17 protein-coding genes and 1 pseudogene are annotated in these 19,362 nt (G+C 62.5%); 9 read left to right on the top strand and 9 right to left on the bottom strand.

Annotation, left to right across the window (positions count from 1 at the left end):
• Window positions 1-405: 405 nt before the first annotated feature.
• The 4 genes from ACFQ24_RS09325 to ACFQ24_RS09340 form a co-directional block, all read right to left on the bottom strand.
• A complete protein-coding gene (locus ACFQ24_RS09325; protein WP_380910586.1) occupies window positions 406-597 on the bottom strand; it encodes a hypothetical protein in 192 nt (63 codons plus the stop codon).
• Window positions 598-1,335 (bottom strand): BglII/BstYI family type II restriction endonuclease, encoded by a 738-nt coding sequence (locus ACFQ24_RS09330; RefSeq protein ID WP_380910588.1) that lies wholly within the window; start codon window positions 1,333-1,335, stop codon window positions 598-600.
• Between the two features lie 12 nt (window positions 1,336-1,347).
• Complete coding sequence (locus ACFQ24_RS09335; RefSeq protein WP_380910590.1) at window positions 1,348-1,995, bottom strand: MT-A70 family methyltransferase; 648 nt, start codon at window positions 1,993-1,995, stop codon at window positions 1,348-1,350.
• A gap of 67 nt (window positions 1,996-2,062) precedes the next feature.
• Entirely contained in the window at window positions 2,063-3,115 is a 1,053-nt protein-coding gene (locus tag ACFQ24_RS09340) for a ribonucleotide-diphosphate reductase subunit beta (RefSeq protein ID WP_380910592.1), read from the bottom strand.
• Window positions 3,116-3,216: 101 nt separating this feature from the next.
• Between ACFQ24_RS09340 and ACFQ24_RS09345 the strand changes: the two genes are divergently transcribed.
• Window positions 3,217-3,480: a DUF2171 domain-containing protein gene (locus ACFQ24_RS09345; protein WP_380910594.1), complete on the top strand. Its 264-nt coding sequence runs from the start codon at window positions 3,217-3,219 to the stop codon at window positions 3,478-3,480.
• 49 nt (window positions 3,481-3,529) lie between these two features.
• Here the strand turns inward: ACFQ24_RS09345 and ACFQ24_RS09350 are convergent, their stop codons facing one another.
• A complete protein-coding gene (locus tag ACFQ24_RS09350) occupies window positions 3,530-5,440 on the bottom strand; it encodes a ribonucleoside-diphosphate reductase subunit alpha (RefSeq protein WP_380910687.1) in 1,911 nt (636 codons plus the stop codon).
• A 491-nt stretch (window positions 5,441-5,931) separates the two neighbouring features.
• Between ACFQ24_RS09350 and ACFQ24_RS09355 the strand changes: the two genes are divergently transcribed.
• The 3 genes from ACFQ24_RS09355 (at window position 5,932) to ACFQ24_RS09365 (ending at window position 8,580) form a co-directional block, all read left to right on the top strand.
• Window positions 5,932-6,591, top strand: a complete 660-nt coding sequence (locus ACFQ24_RS09355) for a glutathione S-transferase family protein (protein WP_380910596.1) — start codon at window positions 5,932-5,934, stop codon at window positions 6,589-6,591.
• A gap of 82 nt (window positions 6,592-6,673) precedes the next feature.
• A complete protein-coding gene (locus ACFQ24_RS09360; RefSeq protein ID WP_380910598.1) occupies window positions 6,674-8,194 on the top strand; it encodes a fumarate hydratase in 1,521 nt (506 codons plus the stop codon).
• 137 nt (window positions 8,195-8,331) lie between these two features.
• Window positions 8,332-8,580, top strand: a complete 249-nt coding sequence (locus tag ACFQ24_RS09365) for a hypothetical protein (protein ID WP_380910600.1) — start codon at window positions 8,332-8,334, stop codon at window positions 8,578-8,580.
• 87 nt (window positions 8,581-8,667) lie between these two features.
• On the opposite strand, the gene ACFQ24_RS09370 is transcribed toward ACFQ24_RS09365, so the two are convergent.
• Window positions 8,668-10,962, bottom strand: coding sequence for a TonB-dependent receptor (locus ACFQ24_RS09370; RefSeq protein ID WP_380910602.1), 2,295 nt, complete (start codon window positions 10,960-10,962; stop codon window positions 8,668-8,670).
• Between the two features lie 255 nt (window positions 10,963-11,217).
• Here ACFQ24_RS09370 and ACFQ24_RS09375 point away from each other — a divergent pair, with 255 nt between their 5' ends.
• From ACFQ24_RS09375 to ACFQ24_RS09385, 3 genes are all read left to right on the top strand, one after another.
• The gene (locus ACFQ24_RS09375) at window positions 11,218-12,285 is read left to right on the top strand and encodes a DUF3667 domain-containing protein (RefSeq protein WP_380910604.1); all 1,068 of its coding nucleotides are present in this window, start codon (window positions 11,218-11,220) and stop codon (window positions 12,283-12,285) included.
• Window positions 12,286-12,378: 93 nt separating this feature from the next.
• Window positions 12,379-13,740: a methyl-accepting chemotaxis protein gene (locus tag ACFQ24_RS09380; protein ID WP_380910606.1), complete on the top strand. Its 1,362-nt coding sequence runs from the start codon at window positions 12,379-12,381 to the stop codon at window positions 13,738-13,740.
• Window positions 13,741-13,821: 81 nt separating this feature from the next.
• Window positions 13,822-15,039 carry an MBL fold metallo-hydrolase gene (locus ACFQ24_RS09385; protein WP_380910608.1) on the top strand — a complete coding sequence of 406 codons (1,218 nt, stop codon included), beginning with the start codon at window positions 13,822-13,824 and terminating at the stop codon, window positions 15,037-15,039.
• A gap of 11 nt (window positions 15,040-15,050) precedes the next feature.
• Here the strand turns inward: ACFQ24_RS09385 and ACFQ24_RS09390 are convergent, their stop codons facing one another.
• The 3 genes and pseudogenes from ACFQ24_RS09390 to ACFQ24_RS09400 form a co-directional block, all read right to left on the bottom strand.
• Complete coding sequence (locus ACFQ24_RS09390) at window positions 15,051-15,554, bottom strand: DUF3617 domain-containing protein (protein WP_380910610.1); 504 nt, start codon at window positions 15,552-15,554, stop codon at window positions 15,051-15,053.
• Window positions 15,555-15,627: 73 nt separating this feature from the next.
• Window positions 15,628-15,906, bottom strand: coding sequence for an HNH endonuclease (locus tag ACFQ24_RS09395; RefSeq protein WP_380910612.1), 279 nt, complete (start codon window positions 15,904-15,906; stop codon window positions 15,628-15,630).
• Window positions 15,907-16,110, bottom strand: a pseudogene (locus ACFQ24_RS09400) (DUF3617 domain-containing protein); the annotation flags it as partial. It lies immediately after the preceding gene.
• Window positions 16,111-16,181: 71 nt separating this feature from the next.
• Here ACFQ24_RS09400 and ACFQ24_RS09405 point away from each other — a divergent pair.
• Window positions 16,182-16,970, top strand: coding sequence for a hypothetical protein (locus ACFQ24_RS09405; RefSeq protein WP_380910614.1), 789 nt, complete (start codon window positions 16,182-16,184; stop codon window positions 16,968-16,970).
• A 160-nt stretch (window positions 16,971-17,130) separates the two neighbouring features.
• On the top strand, window positions 17,131-19,314 hold the full coding sequence (uvrB, locus tag ACFQ24_RS09410) for an excinuclease ABC subunit UvrB (protein WP_380910616.1): 2,184 nt from the start codon (window positions 17,131-17,133) through the stop codon (window positions 19,312-19,314).
• Window positions 19,315-19,362: the final 48 nt, after the last annotated feature.

The raw sequence follows: 19,362 nt of genomic DNA on the forward strand, positions 1-19,362 counted from the left end.
CGCAGTCCTTTGCGGCTATGCTCATCTCGAGCAATGCCAGTCCATGCCATTGATCACTCCATCTCTCGCAAGGACGGCGTGAATCATAACATGCTGGTATTGCTCAACAACTTTTGGATCGGGCTCTGAGGGCAAGAACCCGCAGGTGTGATCTATGTTGCATGAACGGAACAAAACCGGCCGTTCAGCCCAATGTCAGGGAGCAACGCGGCGGCCACGAAAATAGGATTTCCCCCGCTTAACTTCGCATAGTTCCCGCAGGATCGTGGCTTTTCTTTCCTACCGGCGCATCATTGTTGCGCGGACGGAGCTTTGGCCGATCCGCGTTCTCCGACACATTATTTGCCATTGAAAGGGCGGAATAGGACAGGGGGCAGCGTCGGGATGCCCCTCGTCGCGCGAGCGTCAGAGCGCGTTGGCGATGGCAGCGCGCTGGTCGTTGGTGAGGCCATCGGCGGCGGGCACGTTGGGGGCATCGGCGGGCTTGTCCTCAGCCGTTCCCACGAAGTTGATCGCCGTCAGGATCACCAGCACCGCCCGGATCAGCGCGAACCAGCGGCTGGTGAAGAGGGTGCGGAGACGGGGTGTGGGGAGCAATCAGGCCGCCATATCGATAATGGAGCCAGGCAAACCGATCAGGATCAATGGGCAGGGATTCCCAACGCCCCTGGCGATCCGATCTTGCAACTTTGACCAATGAGTCGTTGCTTGGCCGAATTTGTCAGACGTAAACTTGCGTGACCATGCCTTGGCGAACGGGAGCCCGCGCTCTAAGTCCTTACAGATTTGATCTCTTTGCGGTTTGGTGGGTGAACCTGCACCAAACTGCTCCAAGCCATTGAAATCTAGGATTGTGCGATCTGAAGCAAATTGCTCTATCCGTTCTCGCATGGTGGCCTGCATTTCAGAGCCGCGTGTCACGATACCACCGACACTGATGGCTCCTTCAGCGTGAAGTCGTTTGAAATTTTCAAGATCGCGGTCAAAGAACGGATCTTTGTTATTCCATTCTATTTCGAAAGCGATCGTGCCCTTCGCGGCCCGCCTCACATGATCGATCTCGTGGCTGATGGACTCCTTTGGCACTCCATCGACCGTTTTGGTCATTTCAAAGTTATGCTTTGTCCAATTGAGCGCAGCCAACCCTCGGCGAAGCCGCTGCGTCATTTTTGCCTCCCCGCCGCCTCCGCCGATAACCTCGGAGATCGGTAGCGATATATTCAGAAGCGCGCTCTCTAACTCGCCAATCTGTTCATGAAAGTCATGAAGCATGATCGCTTCCGCATGACTGGTAAATTGTATTTCGAAACCACTATCTCGGAGGCGCTCAAGCATGGATCAAAGCAATCATTCAGCTGCAATAGCACTATTATAACTATAGGTGTCCCACGTCGGCCTATAGCTCTCGTCCGCCTGATTGCCCCACACGTCCCATCCCTTACGAGCGCCTCGACTGAACATTTCGAGCCGGGGTCCCCAGGAACAGGCCTCGATGACTTCATATTGCTCGTCTGGTTTGCGGCTATGCTCGCGCTTGCGGGTCTGGATCATATTCACTTGGCTTCGGCCAGGAGAAAGCGTTCGGGCGTTTTTTCCACGAACGCCGAACAGCAGCAGTTCGGTCACATTACGGAAGTAAAAACCCACGCCGCGCCCATCCGATCCCCCATCTTTGCGGACCTTGTGCCAGACGATGTTTGAAATATAGCGGAAGCCCCAAGCGTTCATCACCTGAAGCCCTTCCGGCAGCAGCGCATTTGGCACCCAGAGATAAAGATGCGAAGGATCGGCCGCGATATCGCATACCGGCAGCGCGCAAATCTCATCCAGCGTCATTGTACCATAGCGGTTCAGGCGCTTATGTTCCGGCGCAACCTTGCCGGTTCGGTTTTGAAACTGCCACGGAGGATCGGCGAGGATGGTGCCATATTGCTTGGCCCGCGCGGTGGCGAGAAGATCGACGTGAGAGTCGGGAAGGTGGGCGGATGAGAACATAAGGAGATCTTGGCAGAAGCGGAGGGGCGGATCAATCCGCAAATGCGGACTGATCCAAATTCGCGACCTACTCCGCCGCGATCCCCGCGGCCTTGAACATGTCCGGGCCTTCTTCGTCAGCGTTGGCGGCTTCTGTGCCCTTGATCTTCTGGCGGCGGTCGAAGGCATCCCAGACGTCGTTCCACTGGCCGCGGGTCGCGGCCTTCGAATATTCGGTGGCGCGGGTTTCGAAGAAGTTGGCATGCTCCACGCCGTTCAGCAGCGGGGTGAGCCAGGGGAGCGGGTGCTCCTCAATCATGTAGATGGGCTTCAAACCCAGCTGCCCCAGCCGCCAGTCGGCGATGTAGCGGACATATTTCTTGATGTCCTTGGGCGTCATGCCAGGCACCGGCCCCATTTCGAAGACGAGGTCGATGAAGGCGTCCTCGATCCGGACGGTCTTCTGGCACATGTCCATGATGTCGTCCTTGACCGCCGGGGTCAGGCAGTCGCGTTCCTTGACGAAGGCGTGGAACAGGCGGACGATCCCTTCGCAATGGAGCGTTTCGTCGCGGACGGACCAGCTGACGATCTGGCCCATGCCCTTCATCTTGTTGAAGCGCGGGAAGTTCATCAGCATCGCGAACGACGCGAAGAGCTGCAGCCCTTCGGTAAAGCCGCCGAACATCGCCAGCGTCTTGGCGATATCCTCGTCCGTATCGACGCCGAACTGGGCGAGATAGTCGTGTTTGTCCTTCATCTCCTTATACTGCATGAAGGCGCTATATTCGGTTTCGGGCATCCCGATCGTGTCGAGCAGATGGCTGTAAGCGGCGATGTGCACCGTTTCCATGTTGCTGAACGCGGTCAGCATCATCTTGACCTCGGTCGGCTTGAACACGCGGCCGTACTTCTCGTGGTAGCAATCCTGCACCTCCACGTCCGCCTGGGTGAAGAAGCGGAAGATTTGCGTGAGCAGGTTGCGCTCGTGATCGGAGAGCTTCTGCGCCCAGTCGCGGCAATCCTCACCCAGGGGCACTTCCTCGGGCAGCCAGTGGAGCTGCTGCTGGCGCTTCCAATATTCATAGGCCCAGGGATATTCGAAGGGCTTGTAGACCTTGGAGGCTTGGAGAAGAGGCATGACGGATACTCCGGGCGAATTCGTTACGAATGAAGGGCGGTTGCAACCGGGCCGAGGGCGGGACGTTCAGTCGCCGTCCCCTCAGCAACAGGAGAGCAATGATGGTCGACCTCAGCCAAATCAAGGAACATGCCGAAGTCATCGGCGCCGACGGCGTCCATGTGGGCACCGTCGACCATGTCGATGGAGACCGCATCAAGCTGACCAAGAAGGACAGCGGGGCGCAGATCGAGGGCGCTACGGGCAGCCATGAAGGGCATCATCACTATATCAGCCAGGGCCTGATCGCGGAGGTCGAGAGCGACGGCACCGTGCGCCTGAGCGCCAATGCCGACGTCGCGGTGACGTTCGAAGAGGAAGAATGAGGCGGCAGGCGCGGCGGATCGCTCCGCCGCGCCGCTCACCGCGCCATGCTTATTGGCAGGCGAGACATTCATCATAGTCGGTGGTCTCGCCGATTTCGAACTTGGGGGCGTCGATCGTGTTGTCCGCTTCCACCCCGCCGGCAAAGCCCGCGCGCTGCACCGACTTCGACCGCAGATAGTAGAGCGACTTGATGCCCAGTTCCCACGCGCGGAAATGGAGCATGAGCAGGTCCCATTTCTCCACATCCGCCGGGATGAACAGGTTCAGTGACTGCGCCTGGTCGATATAGGGTGTGCGGTCGGCCGCGAGTTCGAGCAACCAGCGCTGGTCGATTTCGAAGCTGGTCTTGAACACGTCTTTTTCCTCGGGCGTCAGGAAGTCGAGATGCTGGACCGATCCGCCCCGCTCCAGGATGGAGTTCCAGACGGCCGTGCTGTCCTTGGCCTTGGCGACCAGCAGCTTTTCGAGGTACGGGTTCTTGACCGCGAAGCTGCCCGACAGCGTCTTGTGCGTGTAGATGTTGGCCGGGATCGGCTCGATGCAGGCCGACGTGCCGCCGCAGATGATGCTGATCGACGCGGTGGGCGCGATCGCCATCTTGCAGCTGAACCGCTCCATCACGCCCTGATCGGCGGCGTCGGGGCACGGGCCGCGCTCATGCGCCAGCAGCATCGACGCTTCGTTCACCTTGGCATTGATATGCTTGAAGATGCGAAGGTTCCACGACTTGGCCATGGCCCCTTCGAACGGGATGTTGCGCGCCTGAAGGAAGCTGTGGAAGCCCATGACGCCCAGGCCCACCGAGCGTTCGCGGCTGGCGCTGTACTTGGCGCGCGCCATTTCGGGCGGGGCGCGGTCGATATAGTCCTGAAGCACATTGTCGAGGAAGCGCATGATGTCTTCCGCGAAGGTCGGGTGATCCTTCCACTCGTCCCAGGTTTCGAGGTTCATCGACGACAGGCAGCAGACCGCCGTGCGATCGTTGCCGAGGTGATCGCGCCCGGTGGGGAGCGTGATTTCCGAACAAAGGTTCGAGGTCGAGACCTTGAGGCCCAGGTCGCGATGATGCTTGGGCATCATCCGGTTCACCGTGTCGGAGAAGACGATATAGGGCTCGCCGGTCGCGAGCCGCACTTCGACCAGCTTCTGGAACAGGGCGCGGGCGTTGACCGTGCCGCGCACCGACTGGTCCTTGGGGCTGCGCAGGTTGAATTCCGCGCCGTCGCGCACCGCCTCCATGAACTCGTCGGTCAGCAGCACGCCATGGTGCAGGTTCAGCGCCTTGCGGTTGAAGTCGCCGCTGGTCTTGCGGATTTCCAGGAACTCCTCGATCTCCGGGTGGGAGATGTCGAGATAGCAGGCGGCGGACCCACGACGCAGGCTGCCCTGACTGATCGCGAGGGTCAGCGAATCCATCACCCGGACGAACGGAATGATGCCGCTGGTCTTGCCATTGAGGCCCACCGGCTCGCCGATGCCGCGCACATTGCCCCAATAGGTGCCGATGCCGCCGCCGCGCGAGGCGAGCCAGACATTCTCGTTCCAGGTGTTGACGATGCCTTCCAGGCTGTCGTCGACGCTGTTCAGGTAGCAGCTGATCGGCAGGCCGCGCCCGGTGCCGCCGTTCGACAGGACCGGGGTGGCCGGCATGAACCAGAGCTTCGAGATATAGTCGTAGACGCGCTGGGCATGGTCGGCATTGTCGGCATAGGCGGCGGCGACGCGGGCGAAGAGATCCTGATAGCTTTCGCCGGGCAGCAGGTAGCGATCGTTCAGCGTGTCCTTGCCGAATTCGGTCAGCAGCGCGTCGCGCGAGCTGTCCGTCTCCACATGGAAGCGGCGCGCCTGGATCGCCGAGGAGGAAATGACTTCCGCCGTTTTCTTGCTAGGCTTCGCAGGCGCGGCCGGCGCATTGCTCTTTGCCGTTTCCAGCGGGGCCGTTTCCAGCAGGTCATCCATCACAGTCGCCACGTCGCCACCTTGTCCACTATCTCGAAAATCCATCGCAGCCCCCGAATGTTCCTGTTTCGTTCGATTCGGTCAAGCGGGTCGCGGAGTGAGCCGCGCATCCTATCATGAACCGCACCGCCCGGGGGACGGAAAAAGGCCCAACTGAAGGTATCGCGGGGACGAAAGTCCGGTCGCCAAGATAATGTCCTGACGCTGCGATCACAATCTATTGGGTAACCCCCGTTAACCCGATACAAGGGATAGTGCCATAGCCGCTCAAAGGCGCAAGAGGGTAAATGACGGTTCAGAGACTCGATTCATCGACAGAATGACTCCGTTAATCGAGCTGCGGCGCAGCGACGCGCGGACTTCCCTGCCCCCTGCAAAAGGCAAGAGGGATTGCGCGAAGAAAAAATAAATTGAGCCTTGCCACGCAAAAGGCGGCATGTCCGATTCTGCCGATACACCATGGCTTGGGGATGCCTACCGATGGAGCCGCTATGATCCTCTATTATCATCCCCTTTCCTCCTATTGCTGGAAGGTACTGGTCGCGCTCTACGAAAGCGGCGTGCCCTTCGAGCGGCGGATATTGGCGGACGAAGCGGCCGCGGCGGAATGGCAGGCGCTCTGGCCGCTGGGGAAGTTCCCGATCCTGCGCGATCCGGTGCGCGGCGAAACGGTCGCCGAAGCGAGCATCATCATCGAATATCTGGCGCTGCACGATCCCGGCTCCTTCCGCCCCATCCCCGCCGATCCCGACGCGGCGCTGGAGGTACGGCTGATGGACCGGCTGTTGGACAATTATGTGATGACGCCGGTGCAGGCGCTGGTGGCCGACCGGCTGCGGCCGGAGGACCGGCGCGATCCGATGGCGGTGGAGCAGGCGCGCGCCTTGCTGGAAAGGGCCTATGCCCTCATCGAGTCGCGCATCGAAGGGCGGGTGTGGGCGGGGGGCGATGCCTTCACCCTGGCCGACTGCGCGGCGGCGCCCGCGCTCTTCTACGCCGACGCGATCGTTCCGCTGGGCAAGGATTGCCCCGCGCTCACCGCCTATCTCGACCGACTAAAGGCCCGGCCTAACGTCGCGCGGGTTCTGGAAGAAAAGCAGCCCTATTGGTCGATGTTCCCCTTCGCGGACGGGCCGCTGGCGGCGCATTGACCCGATCGGCCAAAACCCTATAGCCGCGCCTTGCGACGACCCGCCGTGCAGGGCGGGCGGCAAGCTATAGGGAATGGGTAAGATGACCGTCATCAAGACCGCAGATCTGATCGAGAGCGTGGCTGACGCGCTCCAGTTCATCAGCTATTATCACCCGATGGATTATATCCGCGCGCTGGGCAAAGCCTATGAGGCGGAGGCCAATCCGGCGGCGAAGGACGCCATCGCCCAGATCCTGACCAACAGCCGCATGTGCGCGGAAGGGCACCGCCCGATCTGCCAGGACACCGGCATCGTCAACGTGTTCATCAAATGGGGCATGGACTGCCGCCTGGACGACAATGGCCGCTCCATGCAGGAGGTCGTCGACGAAGGCGTGCGCCGCGCCTACCTCAACCCCGAAAACCGGTTGCGCGCTTCCATCCTGCGCGATCCCGCTTTCTCGCGCCAGAACACCAAGGACAACACGCCCTGCGTCCTGAACGTCGAGATGGTGCCGGGCAGCAAGGTGATCGTGGATGTCGCGGCCAAGGGCGGCGGGTCCGAGAACAAGACCAAGTTCAAGATGATGAACCCGAGCGATTCGATCGTCGACTGGGTGCTGGAGATGGTGCCGCAAATGGGCGCCGGCTGGTGTCCGCCCGGCATGCTGGGCATCGGCATCGGCGGCACCGCGGAAAAGGCAGTGGCGCTCGCCAAGGAAAGCCTGATGGACCCCATCGACATGGGCGAACTGAAAGCCCGTGGCCCCCAGAGCAAGATCGAGGAACTGCGGATCGAGATTTTCGACAAGGTGAACGCGCTCGGCATCGGCGCGCAGGGCCTTGGCGGGCTTGCGACCGTGCTCGACGTCAAGATCCACGACTATCCCTGCCATGCGGCGGGCAAGCCGGTGGCGATGATCCCCAATTGCGCCGCCACCCGCCACGCCCATTTCACGCTGGACGGCTCTGGCCCTGCCTATCTGGAAGCGCCCAAGCTCAGCGAATGGCCGCAGGTCGACTGGAAGCCGAGCAAGGAAGCGATCCGCGTCGATCTCGACACGCTGACGCCGGAGCAAGTCCAGAGTTGGAAGCATGGCGACCGGCTGCTCTTGAATGGCAAGATGCTGACCGGACGCGACGCCGCGCACAAGCGGATCGCGGACATGTTGGCGGCTGGCGAGAGCCTGCCGGTCGATTTCAAGGGACGCGTCATCTATTATGTCGGGCCGGTCGATCCGGTGCGCGACGAGGTGGTTGGCCCCGCCGGCCCCACCACCGCCACGCGCATGGACAAGTTCATGGACATGATGCTGGAACAGGGCCTCGCCGCCTGCGTCGGCAAGGCTGAGCGCGGCCCCGCCGCGACCGAATCGATCGCAAAGCACAAGAGCGCCTATTTGATGGCCGTGGGCGGCGCGGCCTATCTGGTCGCCCGCGCGATCAAGGAGGCGAAGGTCGTGGGCTTCGAGGATCTGGGCATGGAGGCGATCTACGAATTCACGGTCGAGGACATGCCCGTCACCGTCGCGGTCGACAGCGAAGGCCAGAATGTCCACCGCCTCGCCCCGCTGGTGTGGCAGGAGAAGATCAAGCGCGAGGGACTGCTGGAGCAGGCCTGATCGCCGGGACGCGCTCCATCGCCAAATGGAGCGCGTCGCAGGAACTGCCTAACCTCGATCAGTCCCTCCTGATTCAGCGGAACGGGGGCTGATCTTCCGCATTGTGTCCGGCATCCCCTAGCCGGAGCCTTTGCCTCATGCCCTTCACCCAACTCGACCCTCCCCTGCCCGTCGACATAGAGGGCAAGGGAAAGGGCTTCGCCTTCGCCGTCATCGATTACGGCCAGGAACATAATCTGATCTGGGTGACGGGCCTGTCCGACAGCGGCGAGATCTGGTGTGCGCCCAATCCGAAGGTGCGGCTGCAGACCAACTGGACGATGGGTCGGACCCCGCCCGCGCCGGATTGGGAGAGCGTGACGCTCGCCCCCATCAATCCGAGCTGACGCCTGAAAAAAGCGCGCCGCCCAGGCTGGACGGCGCGCTGACTTGTTTCTCGACTTCGCTCGAAACGAACGCAGTGAAGAACCGCGTTACAGCTTGCCGCTCAGCGACACGCCGATGATGCGCGGTTCGTTGAACACCGCCGCCATATAGTTTTCGATCACGCCCTTGAGATTCTTCTCGCCGGTGATGTTCCGGGCGAAGGCGGCGATCTCATATTTGCCGTCCGGCGCGGTGTAGCCAAGCTTCAGGCCGCCCTCGAAGTCGCCCTTCGAATAGAACTCCTTCGTCCGGTAGAGCACGAAGTTGGTATAGCCCTGGATGTTCCAGTCGGTCGACGCGAACAGCTTGCCGCCGTTGCCGAGCGGGATGTCGTAGCGCGCCGCGACGTTGGCGGTATATTTGGGCGCATTGGGCAGCGGATTTCCGTCGATCTGCGCGAAGGTGTTGGCGCCGACGCGGATCGTCGGATCCTCGACCGTGCAGACCACCACGCCGTTCAGGATGCACACCTGCGCATAGACATTCTTGTCCTTGATCTTCGTGTGCAGCAGGCTGAGGCCTGCCGACAGCGTCAGATTCTCGAACGGGCGCGCTTCCAGATCGGCTTCCATGCCATAGGCGTCGGCCTTGTCCGCGTTGAACAGCACGCCGTTGCCGTTGACGTCATTGCCGTTCAGCTGGATGTCCTTCACCCGCCAGGCGAAGCCAGTCAGGTTGAAGCGCAGGCGATTGTCGAACAGGTTGGTCTTGATGCCGCCTTCGTAGGACATGATCGTTTCCGAATCGGCGGTGGTGAAGTCGCTGTTGAACACGGCGGAGCGGCCCTGGATGGTGGGACCGCGGAAGCCCCGCGCCACGCGGGCGTAGAGGCTGACTTCCGGGCTCACTTCATAAAGCGCGCTCAGATCCCAGCTCGGCTCCTTGCCGGTGAGCTTCACATAGCGACGGCCGGCATAGGTGGCGACGCCCGCCGCATTGGCGGTGGTGCGGACGAGGCGCGTTTCCTTCGTGTCCTTGGTGTAGCGCCCCCCGGCGGTGATGGTGAAGCCGGGAACGACTTCATAGCTCGCCTGGCCGAAGACGGCCCAGCTGTCATTCTTGTTGCGCAGGCGCACCCAGTTGTTGGGATTGTTCGCGGCTGTCGTCAGGAAATAGGCGCGCTGGTAGAAGTCGGTGGTGTCGCGGCTGTCGAAATACATGCCGCCCAGCTGCCACTTGAACGCCGCGTTGCCGTTGCTGGCGAGGCGGACTTCCTGGGTCAGCTGGTCGAGATCGCGCACCTGGCCCTGGCTCTGGCCGAAGCCGTTGGCGACCCCGTTCACCGGGAAGTTCGCCGCCGCGCCGCCGTCCGTGTCGCCCCGGCTGTAGCCCGAGGTGGTTTCGTAGGCGGTGATGGAGGTCAGCGTCACCGGACCCATGTCGATCGCGATATGCTCCGACGCGCCGTAGGTCTTGTACGCCTGCGGATTGTTGTTCGCCTCGTCATAGGCGACGACGCCGCGCGGTTCCGCCGACACGTCGTTCGACCCCTTCTTGAGCGCGGCGCGGTGGAACAGCGTCGATGTGCCCGAATAGTCGCGGGCATGGACGCTGGTCAGCATCGACAGCGTCTCGTTGGGCTGGAGCAGCAGCTGGAGCCGCGCATCCTTTTCCTCGAAGCCGCCCATCACGTCCTTGCCCGTCTTCGTGCCGTCGGCGCTGGGGCCTGAATAGACGTTGTCGACCCAGTCGTCGCGGCGCTGATAGAGGCCCGAGACGCGAAAGGCGAGCTTGTCGGCGACGATCGGGCCGCCCACGCCGCCGTCGAAGGTGACGGTGTTATAGCTGCCATAGCTGGCCTGCGCGCGGCCCTGCCAGTCCATCGATGGCCGGATCGTGTCGAACTTGATGATGCCGGCCGTGGTGTTGCGGCCGAACAGCGACCCCTGCGGACCGCGCAGCACTTCCACCTGATTGACGTCGAACACGGGGTTGGACTTCAGCACCACATGCTCCAGCACGACATCGTCCTGGATGATGGAGACCGGCTGCGACGCACCGAGGTAGAAGTCGATATTGCCGAGGCCGCGAATGTAGAAGCGCGGGAAGATGCGGCCCGTCGTGGTTTCGGCGTAGAGGCCGGGCACGCGCGCCGCCAGTTCAAGAATGTCGCCGCCGCCCGCGGTGAAGTTGCGCAGCTGGTCGCCCTGCACGACGCCGACCGACACCGGCACCTTCTGGAGGTTTTCGGAGCGACGCTCGGCAGTAACGACGATCTCGCTCAGCTGGTCGTCGGCCGCCGGGGCCGACGCGGCGTCCTGCGCGCCGGCGGCCAGGGGAAGGGACAGGGCGCCAAGCGCAGTGGACAGCAGCAGCGCGCGGCCGGTCTTCGAAAAGGTCACGAGGTCATTCCTTGCAAGAGATATGTGTCCGATCCGGGCCGCCTTGCGCGTCGCGCCTCTCCTATGACGCCGGCGGCCTTCGGGTCGATGGCGCGCGGCTAGGCAGGATTTGTGGCGGGATGGTGACGATCCGGGCTGGCCCGCCCCGCTTCATGTCGAAATATTGCCAGCCGTGACATTACGGCAACACAGCGGCTGTCGCAGGCGCTGCATGGCGGGCTGGAAAGCCCCCTGCAGGGCTGGTAATCCCACGGCATGACAGGGGGAATCGAAGCGGCGGGAGACGCCGTCACCGGAGCGATGCTGGCGCGGGCGGTCGAGCCCGGTCACGGCGAGGCCGCGCCTGCCCAGGCGGACGCCGACCATGGCGCCTGCCTCAACTGCGGCGCGCAAGTCCATGGCACCTACTGCAGCCAATGCGGGCAGGCGGCGCATCTGCACCGCAGCTTCGCCGCCATCGGCCATGACCTCGCCCATGGCGTGCTGCATTTCGAGGGCAAGATCTGGAAGACGTTGCCCGAACTCGCGCTGCGGCCGGGCATGCTGACGCGCCGCTATATCCATGGGGAACGCGCGAAATTCGTATCGCCCTTCGCCCTGTTCCTCTTCTCCGCCTTCCTGATGTACGCGATCTTCTCGCTCACCAGCCATCACGGCTCAGCCAAGCCCCAGGGGCCCACGATGGACAAGGGCGCGACGGCGGAACTGCGCAAGGAAGAGGCGAAGGTCGATGCGCGTATCAGGAAGATCGAAACCGAACTGGCGCAGGGCGGCCTCTCGGACAGGCGGCGGGAGACGCTGACCGAAAGGCTGGAAGATGCGCGCGAGGACCGCAAGGGCATCACCCTGGCCGGCGACATCAGCCGGTCGCTGGAGGCGGAGGGGCTGAACGGCGGCGTGGCCAAGACGGTGGGCCGGGTCGTGAACGCAGCGGCCGAAAATCCCGAATTCGCCTATTACAAGCTGAAGGCGAACGCCTATAAATTCTCCTGGGCGCTCATCCTCATATCCCTGCCCTTCCTCTGGCTGCTCTTTCCCTTCAGCCGCCGGTTCAAGATGTACGACCATGCGATCTACGTGACCTATTCGATCGCCTTCATGTCGTTGCTCTTTTCGCTGTCGATGCTGCTATCCGCGTTGCATGTGGAGGCGGGACTGGTGACCGCCGCGCTGATCCTCTTCGCCGCCTGGCACATGTACCGTCAGCTCAAGGATGCCTATGCGCTGTCGCGCGCCGGGGCGCTGCTTCGGCTGCCGCTGCTCTACGGCTTCGCCTGCGCGTCGCTTTCCCTGTTCTTCACCTTCTTGGTGATGATGGGATAGCGGCCACAGCGCTAACCCTTATTTTACCATGGTGCGATAGCGATCATATCCGTGGGAAACGAAGCACAATCGCACGCCGTGGAAAAGGCGGTCATGAAGGTCGCCAAACTGTCTGGCGACCTTGGCATCCGCACGCTCGATCTGCAGGCGGACATCAGCGAACTGGCCGAACGCGTGACGCAGCAGGCACGCACGATCGAAGCGATCAGCGGCGCCGCGACGCAGCTGTCGCGCGACGGCGACAGCGTGTCGCTCGCGGGGGAGGACGCACGGCACAAGGCCATCGCCGCCCGCGCCATCATCGATGATTCGGGCCGCCAGCTTTCCGCCGCCAACCATAATTTCGTCGACCTGATCGAACAGGTGAACCGCGTCCACAGCCGGCTCGATGGTTTTGGCGAAGCGCTCAAGACGGTCGCGCATGTGACCAGCGTCATCAGCGGCATCGCCAGCCAGACCAATCTGCTCGCGCTCAACGCCACGATCGAGGCGGCGCGCGCGGGCGACGCCGGGCGCGGCTTTGCCGTCGTCGCGGCCGAGGTGAAGAAGCTGGCGCAGGAAACCGCCGCCGCGACCCACACCATCGAACAGTCGATCGCAGCGCTGACCGGCGAGGCGGGCGGCATGCTGGACAGCATCACCCACGGCGCGCAGACCGCGCGCACCGCGCTCAACGACACCAAGAATATCGAGGCGCTAGTCGACCGGCTCGGCACGCTGATGCAGGGCCTGTCCGACAACAGCGAAGCCGTGGCGCAGCGGATCGGGTCCATGGTCGGATCGGCTGGGGAAATTCGCAGCGGCCTGTCGGCGCTCGCCAGCACGTCGAACGACAATGCCGATGGGCTGCAACGCCTGTCCGGCCGCGTCCTCACGGCCAGCGAGGACACCAACAAGCTGCTGCAATATCTGGCCGAAAGCGGCGTCGACATCCCCGATTCGCCTTATATCCGCTTCTGCCTGGACAGCGCCGCCGCCGTGGCGGGCGCGATCGAGACGGCGATCGACGCAGGCGTCGTCAGCCTGGAAGATGTGCTGCGCACCCATTATGATCCCGTCGTCGGCAGCAATCCGCCGCTTTTTTCCCATCCGGTACAGGCGGTGATGCTGCCCGCCGCGCGGGCAAGGCAGGAAATGGCGCGCGAATATCCGGGCCTGTTCGGCATGACCTTCACCGACCGCAACGCCTTCGGCGCTGTCGCCATGCCCGAACGCGCGCAGCCGCAACGGCCCGGCGACATCAAGTGGAACCTCGAATATTCGCGGCAGGGCTCGATCTTCGAGGGCGAGGATACCCGGTCGGAATGCACCACGGTCAAGCCCTTCCGCATCAAGGCCTATCGCCGCCTGACCGCCGATGGCGACGTCATCCTGCTGAAGCAGGTGATCGCGTCCATCCATGTGAAGGGGCGGCACTGGGGCATCCTGCAAATGGCCTATCGCGACCAGGGCTGATCGTATCGGGCTGATGCGTCGCGCTCTTGCCGGCGACGCATGGCGCGCTATGTGCGGACCGTGACCGCAGCGGGAGCCGCCATGAGCCGCCTTATCATCATCGTCAAAGCCGCCGGCGTCGCTCTGCTGTTCCTGATCGTCGCGCTGTGCCTCATGGTGACGATCGTTCCGCCTTTCCTGGACCGCATCTATTATCAGGGGCCGGTCAGCCGCCATTATGACGGCGCGCATTTCTTCAATCCCGATGGCGAGATCGACATGCCCGCGCCGCCGGGGACCAGCCGTCAGGGCTTCATCCTGCGCTGGCTGCTGGGCGATGACGACCGGCCGCAATGGCCCGAAGCGATCGCGGTCAAGCCCGCGCGTCCCGCGCCCTTCGCCGCGCCGCGGGGCATGACGGCGACCTGGGTCGGCCATGCGACCGTGCTGGTGCAGGCGGCGGGCCTCAACATCCTGACCGATCCGATCTGGTCCGACTATGCCAGCCCCTTGCCACCGTTCGGCCCGAAGCGCATCGCCCAGCCCGGCATCCGCTTCGACGACCTGCCACGGATCGACCTAATCGTCATCAGCCACAATCATTATGACCATATGGACCTGCCTACCCTGAAAAGGCTGTGGGAGCGGGACCGGCCCAAGATCGTCACCAGCCTCGGCAACGACACGATCCTGAAGGCGAACGGCATCCCTTCGACGGCACTCGACTGGGGCCAGTCGGTCAGCGGCGCGGCATTGAACGGCCTTGCTCCGCAGGCCGTGGTCCAGTGCGGCAATTACGAACATTGCCCCGACTATCGCGTCCATGTCAGCCGCAACCATCATTGGGGCAGCCGCTGGGGCACGGACCGCAACCGGGCGCTCTGGTCCAGCTTCGTCATTGAAACGCGGGCGGGAAACATCTTCTTTGCGGGCGACACTGGGGCGGGCGACATGGGCTGGCCCTATGAAGCGCGCCGCTTCGGCCCGATCCGGCTGGCGCTTATCCCCATTGGGGCCTTCCGCTTCTGGAAGGGACAGATGCAGTCCGACGCGCATATCGGCCCGTTGCAGGCGGTCGAGATATTCAAGCGGCTGGGGGCGTCGACCGCAATTCCCATCCACTGGGGCACGTTCCACCTGTCCTACGAACAATGGGACACGCCGCCGCGCATGCTGGAACTGGCGCTGCGCTGCGAGGGGATTGAGCGCAAGCGTTTCGCCCCGCTGCGCATCGGCCAGACGCTCGCCGTTCCGACGACAAGCCCGATTGAACGAGGGCCGGGCCGGTGCGACGAGCGGGCGATCCGCGCGCTCGAATAGCGGCGGGTCTGCTAAGCCTTGGGGCAATCGCCCGTGCGTTGGCCCGTCAGGTCATGGGTGGTGCGCAGCACGGGCTGGCCACCCTCCGTCTTCGTCATGGTCGTGCCCAGCGTCAGCGTGTCGGCGGTGTAATTGCCTTCCACCGCAATCTCTGCCGTCCCGGCCCCCGCCTTGCAGGACAGGGTGGCGATCAGCCGTCCCTTGCGCAGCATCTTGTCCTTGTAGCTGCATTCGGTCCCTTCCGCGCCGGCCAGCGCATTGGGATCCGGCACGCCATCCTTGTCGACGGCCAGGCACAGCTTATCCTCGCCAATCTGTTTCAAGGCCTGCTGATATTCGGCCGGCGTGACGGTGGGCGTGTTGTATCCGGTGGTCCGGCGTGTCAGTTCCCACTGCCCGCCTTGCATCACGATCGGCTTCTCCTCGGGCTGCGGCGCCGGCGCGGGATCGCTCCCGCAGGCGGCCAGTCCCATCGCCAGCATCAGCGGCATCGCCGCTCCACGCATGTCTCGCATATCCTCTCCCCTGTTCTCGTCACGGAACATGGAACGGAGGCTCTACCCGGCGGCGCAAAAGCGCAAGCGAAAATCAGCGCCGCCGCCGCGTCGGCGCATGGAAGTCTGCTGGCTTGTCGGCGATCCAGGCGAGGAAGCGCGCGATGTCCGCCTGCGCGCGCAGGGCTTCGGCATCCGCATAGCGGCGCGCCAGTTCCGCATTGCCGATCGTCGCATGGATGGTGCGGTGGCAGATGGGATGCACCGGCACCGTCGTCCGGCCGCCCCTGCTTTTTGGCAAGGGATGATGCCATTCCACCCGTGACCCCAGCGGCCGTCCGCACAGCCAGCAGGCGAGCGGCGCGTCAGCCATCTATTCGCCCGACGCGCACTCCGCGCCGATCCACTTGCCTTCCGACCGCGCGGTCATCGCCATGGCGTGCGCGCCGCCGTCCATCTTCATGTCCATGTCGATGGCATAGCGGTCGGGTGCGTAGGTGCCGGACATGGCGGCGTTCATCGTGCCGCCATTGCCCTTGCAGGAGACCTGTCCCGTCACCTTGCCGCCGGTGGCGGAAAAATGGGACGACGTTACTCATCCGTTACCTACCAAGTGAAAAAGAGGGCCGCGCGAGCGACCCTTTTAAGTTGGATTATATCGATTTCAGCGGGAGCGCCAATGCGAGCAAACATGCTCGACGCGCGTTAGAAAGGGCGATATCCTTTTTTAATGCGCATAAAAAAGAGCCAACGCGCCTATCTGCGGTCGCGACGACTTGGAATTATTCTCCTGCGAGCAGCGGACTTCAGCAGACTGTGGCAGCGTTAAAGCAATATGGGTTGTTGGATGAGGTGCGGGGCGAGGGCGAGAGGAGACTTCAAATATCTGATCTCGCTAGAACGATCCTCGCTGATCAACGCCCCGGCGCGCGAGATCGGGGCATTTTAGAAGCCGCTACCAAGCCTCGACTAATCCAAGAATACGTTGCCAAATGGGTTCCGCATCGACCAAGCGATAGCCACTGCCAGAGCGAACTAGAGTTCGACAAAGGGTTTGTTTCGGCTGCTGCGCGGCAATTCCTAAAGGTGTTTGACGAGACAGTCGCGTATGCAGGACTGGATAAGCGTGATAGCATCTCAGATGACGCAAGTGTCTCTGATGGTGTCGAAACCAGCGAGGATGGTAGCGGGTCGATTGAGCATGACTTGCGCGGTAGAGCGAAGTCTGCCGCGCCCGTCGTGAATGCGAAGGGCAAGCCATTGTCCGAACGCCTGCAGGTAGTAACGACGGGTAATCAGTTAACGGTTTCTGCCGCGCTCATAAATGGCCGGGAGGTCGACAAGCTCATTAGAATTCTTCAAGCGAACAAAATACTGCTGGATGACGACGATGATAGCGAGTTTATTACTGTATCGGGCAAAGTCTCCACCGCTTAACTCAGCAATCTAGCGCCCTACGGATTACGTCATCAGATATTGAGGACATAGAGTCTGATACCTTACTACAATAAAACGCTATATGATATTCTTTGAGAGGGTTGGTACGCCATGTTCGAAGATGGATTGCGTCGTAGCCCCAAGCCCCCATATTGCCGCCATGGCCATTCAAATCCGCACCGACCTGTCCGAACCGGAAACCGGGCAGAGCTTCATCCCGCACCGCCCGGCGCGCCCCGAGAAGAGCGAGGGCGGGCGGGCGTTCAAGCTGGTGAGCGACTATGAGCCTTCGGGCGATCAGCCGACCGCGATTGCGGAGTTGGTGGCAGCGGCCAAAGCGGGCGAGCGCGATCAGGTGCTGCTGGGCGTCACCGGTTCGGGCAAGACCTTCACCATGGCGAAGACGATCGAGGCGATGCAACGCCCGGCGTTGATCCTTGCCCCCAACAAGATCCTCGCAGCGCAGCTCTATGGCGAGTTCAAGAGCTTCTTCCCCGAAAACGCCGTCGAATATTTTGTCAGCTATTATGACTATTATCAGCCCGAAGCCTATGTGCCGCGGTCCGACACCTATATCGAAAAGGAGTCGAGCGTGAACGAGAGCATCGACCGGATGCGCCATTCGGCCACCCGCGCGCTGCTCGAACGGGACGATGTCATCATCGTGGCGTCCGTTTCCTGCCTCTATGGCATCGGTTCGGTCGAGACCTATTCGGCCATGACCTTTTCGATGAAGAAGGGTGGGATCGAGGACCAGCGGGAAATCATCCGCAAGCTCGTCGCGCTCCAGTACAAGCGCAACGATGCCGGCTTCGCCCGCGGCAATTTCCGCGTGAAGGGCGACAATCTGGAGATTTTCCCCTCGCACTACGAGGACACGGCCTGGCGCGTCAGCTTCTTCGGCGACGAGATCGAGGAGATCGTCGAGTTCGATCCGCTGACCGGCAAGAAGATCGCGAGCCTCGACTATGTGAAGGTCTTTCCGAACAGCCACCACGTCACCCCCGGCCCGACGCTCAAGCAGGCAATGGAGGCAATCCGGTTCGAACTGACCGAGCGGCTCAAGGAACTGGTCGCGGAGGGCAAGCTGCTGGAAGCGCAGCGGCTGGAGCAGCGCACCAATTTCGACCTTGAGATGATCGCGGCGACCGGCAGTTGTGCGGGGATCGAGAATTACAGCCGCTTCCTCACTGGCCGCCTGCCGGGCGAGCCGCCGCCGACCTTGTTCGAATATCTCCCTGAAAACGCGCTGCTGTTCGTCGACGAAAGCCACCAGACCGTGCCGCAGATCGGCGCGATGGCGCGTGGCGACCACCGGCGCAAGATCACGCTGGCCGAATATGGCTTCCGCCTGCCGTCCTGCATCGACAACCGCCCGCTGCGCTTCAACGAATGGGATGCGATGCGGCCGCAGACGGTCAGCGTGTCCGCGACACCCGGCCCGTGGGAGATGGAACAGACCGGCGGCGTGTTCAGCGAACAGGTGATCCGTCCCACTGGCCTCATCGACCCGCCGGTCGAGATCAAGCCGGTCGAGGATCAGGTCGATGACCTCATCAACGAATGCCGAAAGGTCGCGGCGCAGGGATATCGCACGCTCGTCACCACGCTGACCAAGCGGATGGCGGAAGACCTCACAGAATTCATGCACGAGGCGGGGATCAAGGTGCGCTACATGCACAGCGACGTCGAAACGCTGGAGCGCATCGAGCTGATCCGCGATCTTCGTTTGGGGGTTTATGACGTGCTGATCGGCATCAACCTGCTGCGCGAGGGGCTGGATATTCCCGAATGCGGGCTGGTGGCGATATTGGACGCGGACAAGGAAGGCTTCCTGCGCTCCGAAACCTCACTGATCCAGACGATCGGCCGCGCCGCTCGCAACGTGGAGGGCCGCGTAATCCTCTATGCCGACCGCATCACCGGATCGATGGAGCGCGCGCTCAACGAAACCTCGCGCCGGCGCGAGAAGCAGCAGGCCTATAATCTGGAACACGGCATCACGCCGACCACAATCAAGCGCAACATCGGCGACATCATCGCCCATGTGGCGAGCAAGGATCAGGTCACGGTGGATACCGGGTTGGAGGACCGGCCGCACATGGTCGGCCACAATCTGCGCGCCTATATCGAGGATCTGGAAAAGAAGATGCGCGCCGCTGCCGCCGACCTGGAGTTCGAGGAAGCCGGCCGCATCCGCGACGAAATCCGCAAGCTGGAGGCGGAGGAATTGGGACTTCCGGTGGAGCAGCAGGTCGCTGCACCGAGGGGGCGGGCGACCGAAGGAAAGCCCGGCACGCGGAAGCTGCGATACGGGAAGGTGCAGAAGAAGTTCGGGCGGTGAGACGCCCATAAATACAAACAGGTCAGAGTTCTTAACGACGGTAAACAG

Origin of the sequence: Sphingobium olei (assembly GCF_042678845.1) — a bacterium.
GTDB lineage: Bacteria > Pseudomonadota > Alphaproteobacteria > Sphingomonadales > Sphingomonadaceae > Sphingobium > Sphingobium olei.

Coding starts and splice junctions, on each gene's coding strand:
- ACFQ24_RS09330 (WP_380910588.1), bottom strand. CDS start 1,335: ATGCTTGAGCGCCTCCGAGATAGTGGTTTCGAAATACAATTTACCAGT.
- ACFQ24_RS09360 (WP_380910598.1), top strand. CDS start 6,674: ATGACCGTCATCAAGACCGCAGATCTGATCGAGAGCGTGGCTGACGCG.
- ACFQ24_RS09350 (WP_380910687.1), bottom strand. CDS start 5,440: ATGGATGACCTGCTGGAAACGGCCCCGCTGGAAACGGCAAAGAGCAAT.
- ACFQ24_RS09385 (WP_380910608.1), top strand. CDS start 13,822: ATGAGCCGCCTTATCATCATCGTCAAAGCCGCCGGCGTCGCTCTGCTG.
- ACFQ24_RS09335 (WP_380910590.1), bottom strand. CDS start 1,995: ATGTTCTCATCCGCCCACCTTCCCGACTCTCACGTCGATCTTCTCGCC.
- ACFQ24_RS09395 (WP_380910612.1), bottom strand. CDS start 15,906: ATGGCTGACGCGCCGCTCGCCTGCTGGCTGTGCGGACGGCCGCTGGGG.
- ACFQ24_RS09355 (WP_380910596.1), top strand. CDS start 5,932: ATGATCCTCTATTATCATCCCCTTTCCTCCTATTGCTGGAAGGTACTG.
- ACFQ24_RS09340 (WP_380910592.1), bottom strand. CDS start 3,115: ATGCCTCTTCTCCAAGCCTCCAAGGTCTACAAGCCCTTCGAATATCCC.
- ACFQ24_RS09345 (WP_380910594.1), top strand. CDS start 3,217: ATGGTCGACCTCAGCCAAATCAAGGAACATGCCGAAGTCATCGGCGCC.
- ACFQ24_RS09380 (WP_380910606.1), top strand. CDS start 12,379: ATGAAGGTCGCCAAACTGTCTGGCGACCTTGGCATCCGCACGCTCGAT.
- ACFQ24_RS09375 (WP_380910604.1), top strand. CDS start 11,218: ATGACAGGGGGAATCGAAGCGGCGGGAGACGCCGTCACCGGAGCGATG.
- uvrB (WP_380910616.1), top strand. CDS start 17,131: ATGGCCATTCAAATCCGCACCGACCTGTCCGAACCGGAAACCGGGCAG.
- ACFQ24_RS09365 (WP_380910600.1), top strand. CDS start 8,332: ATGCCCTTCACCCAACTCGACCCTCCCCTGCCCGTCGACATAGAGGGC.
- ACFQ24_RS09390 (WP_380910610.1), bottom strand. CDS start 15,554: ATGCGAGACATGCGTGGAGCGGCGATGCCGCTGATGCTGGCGATGGGA.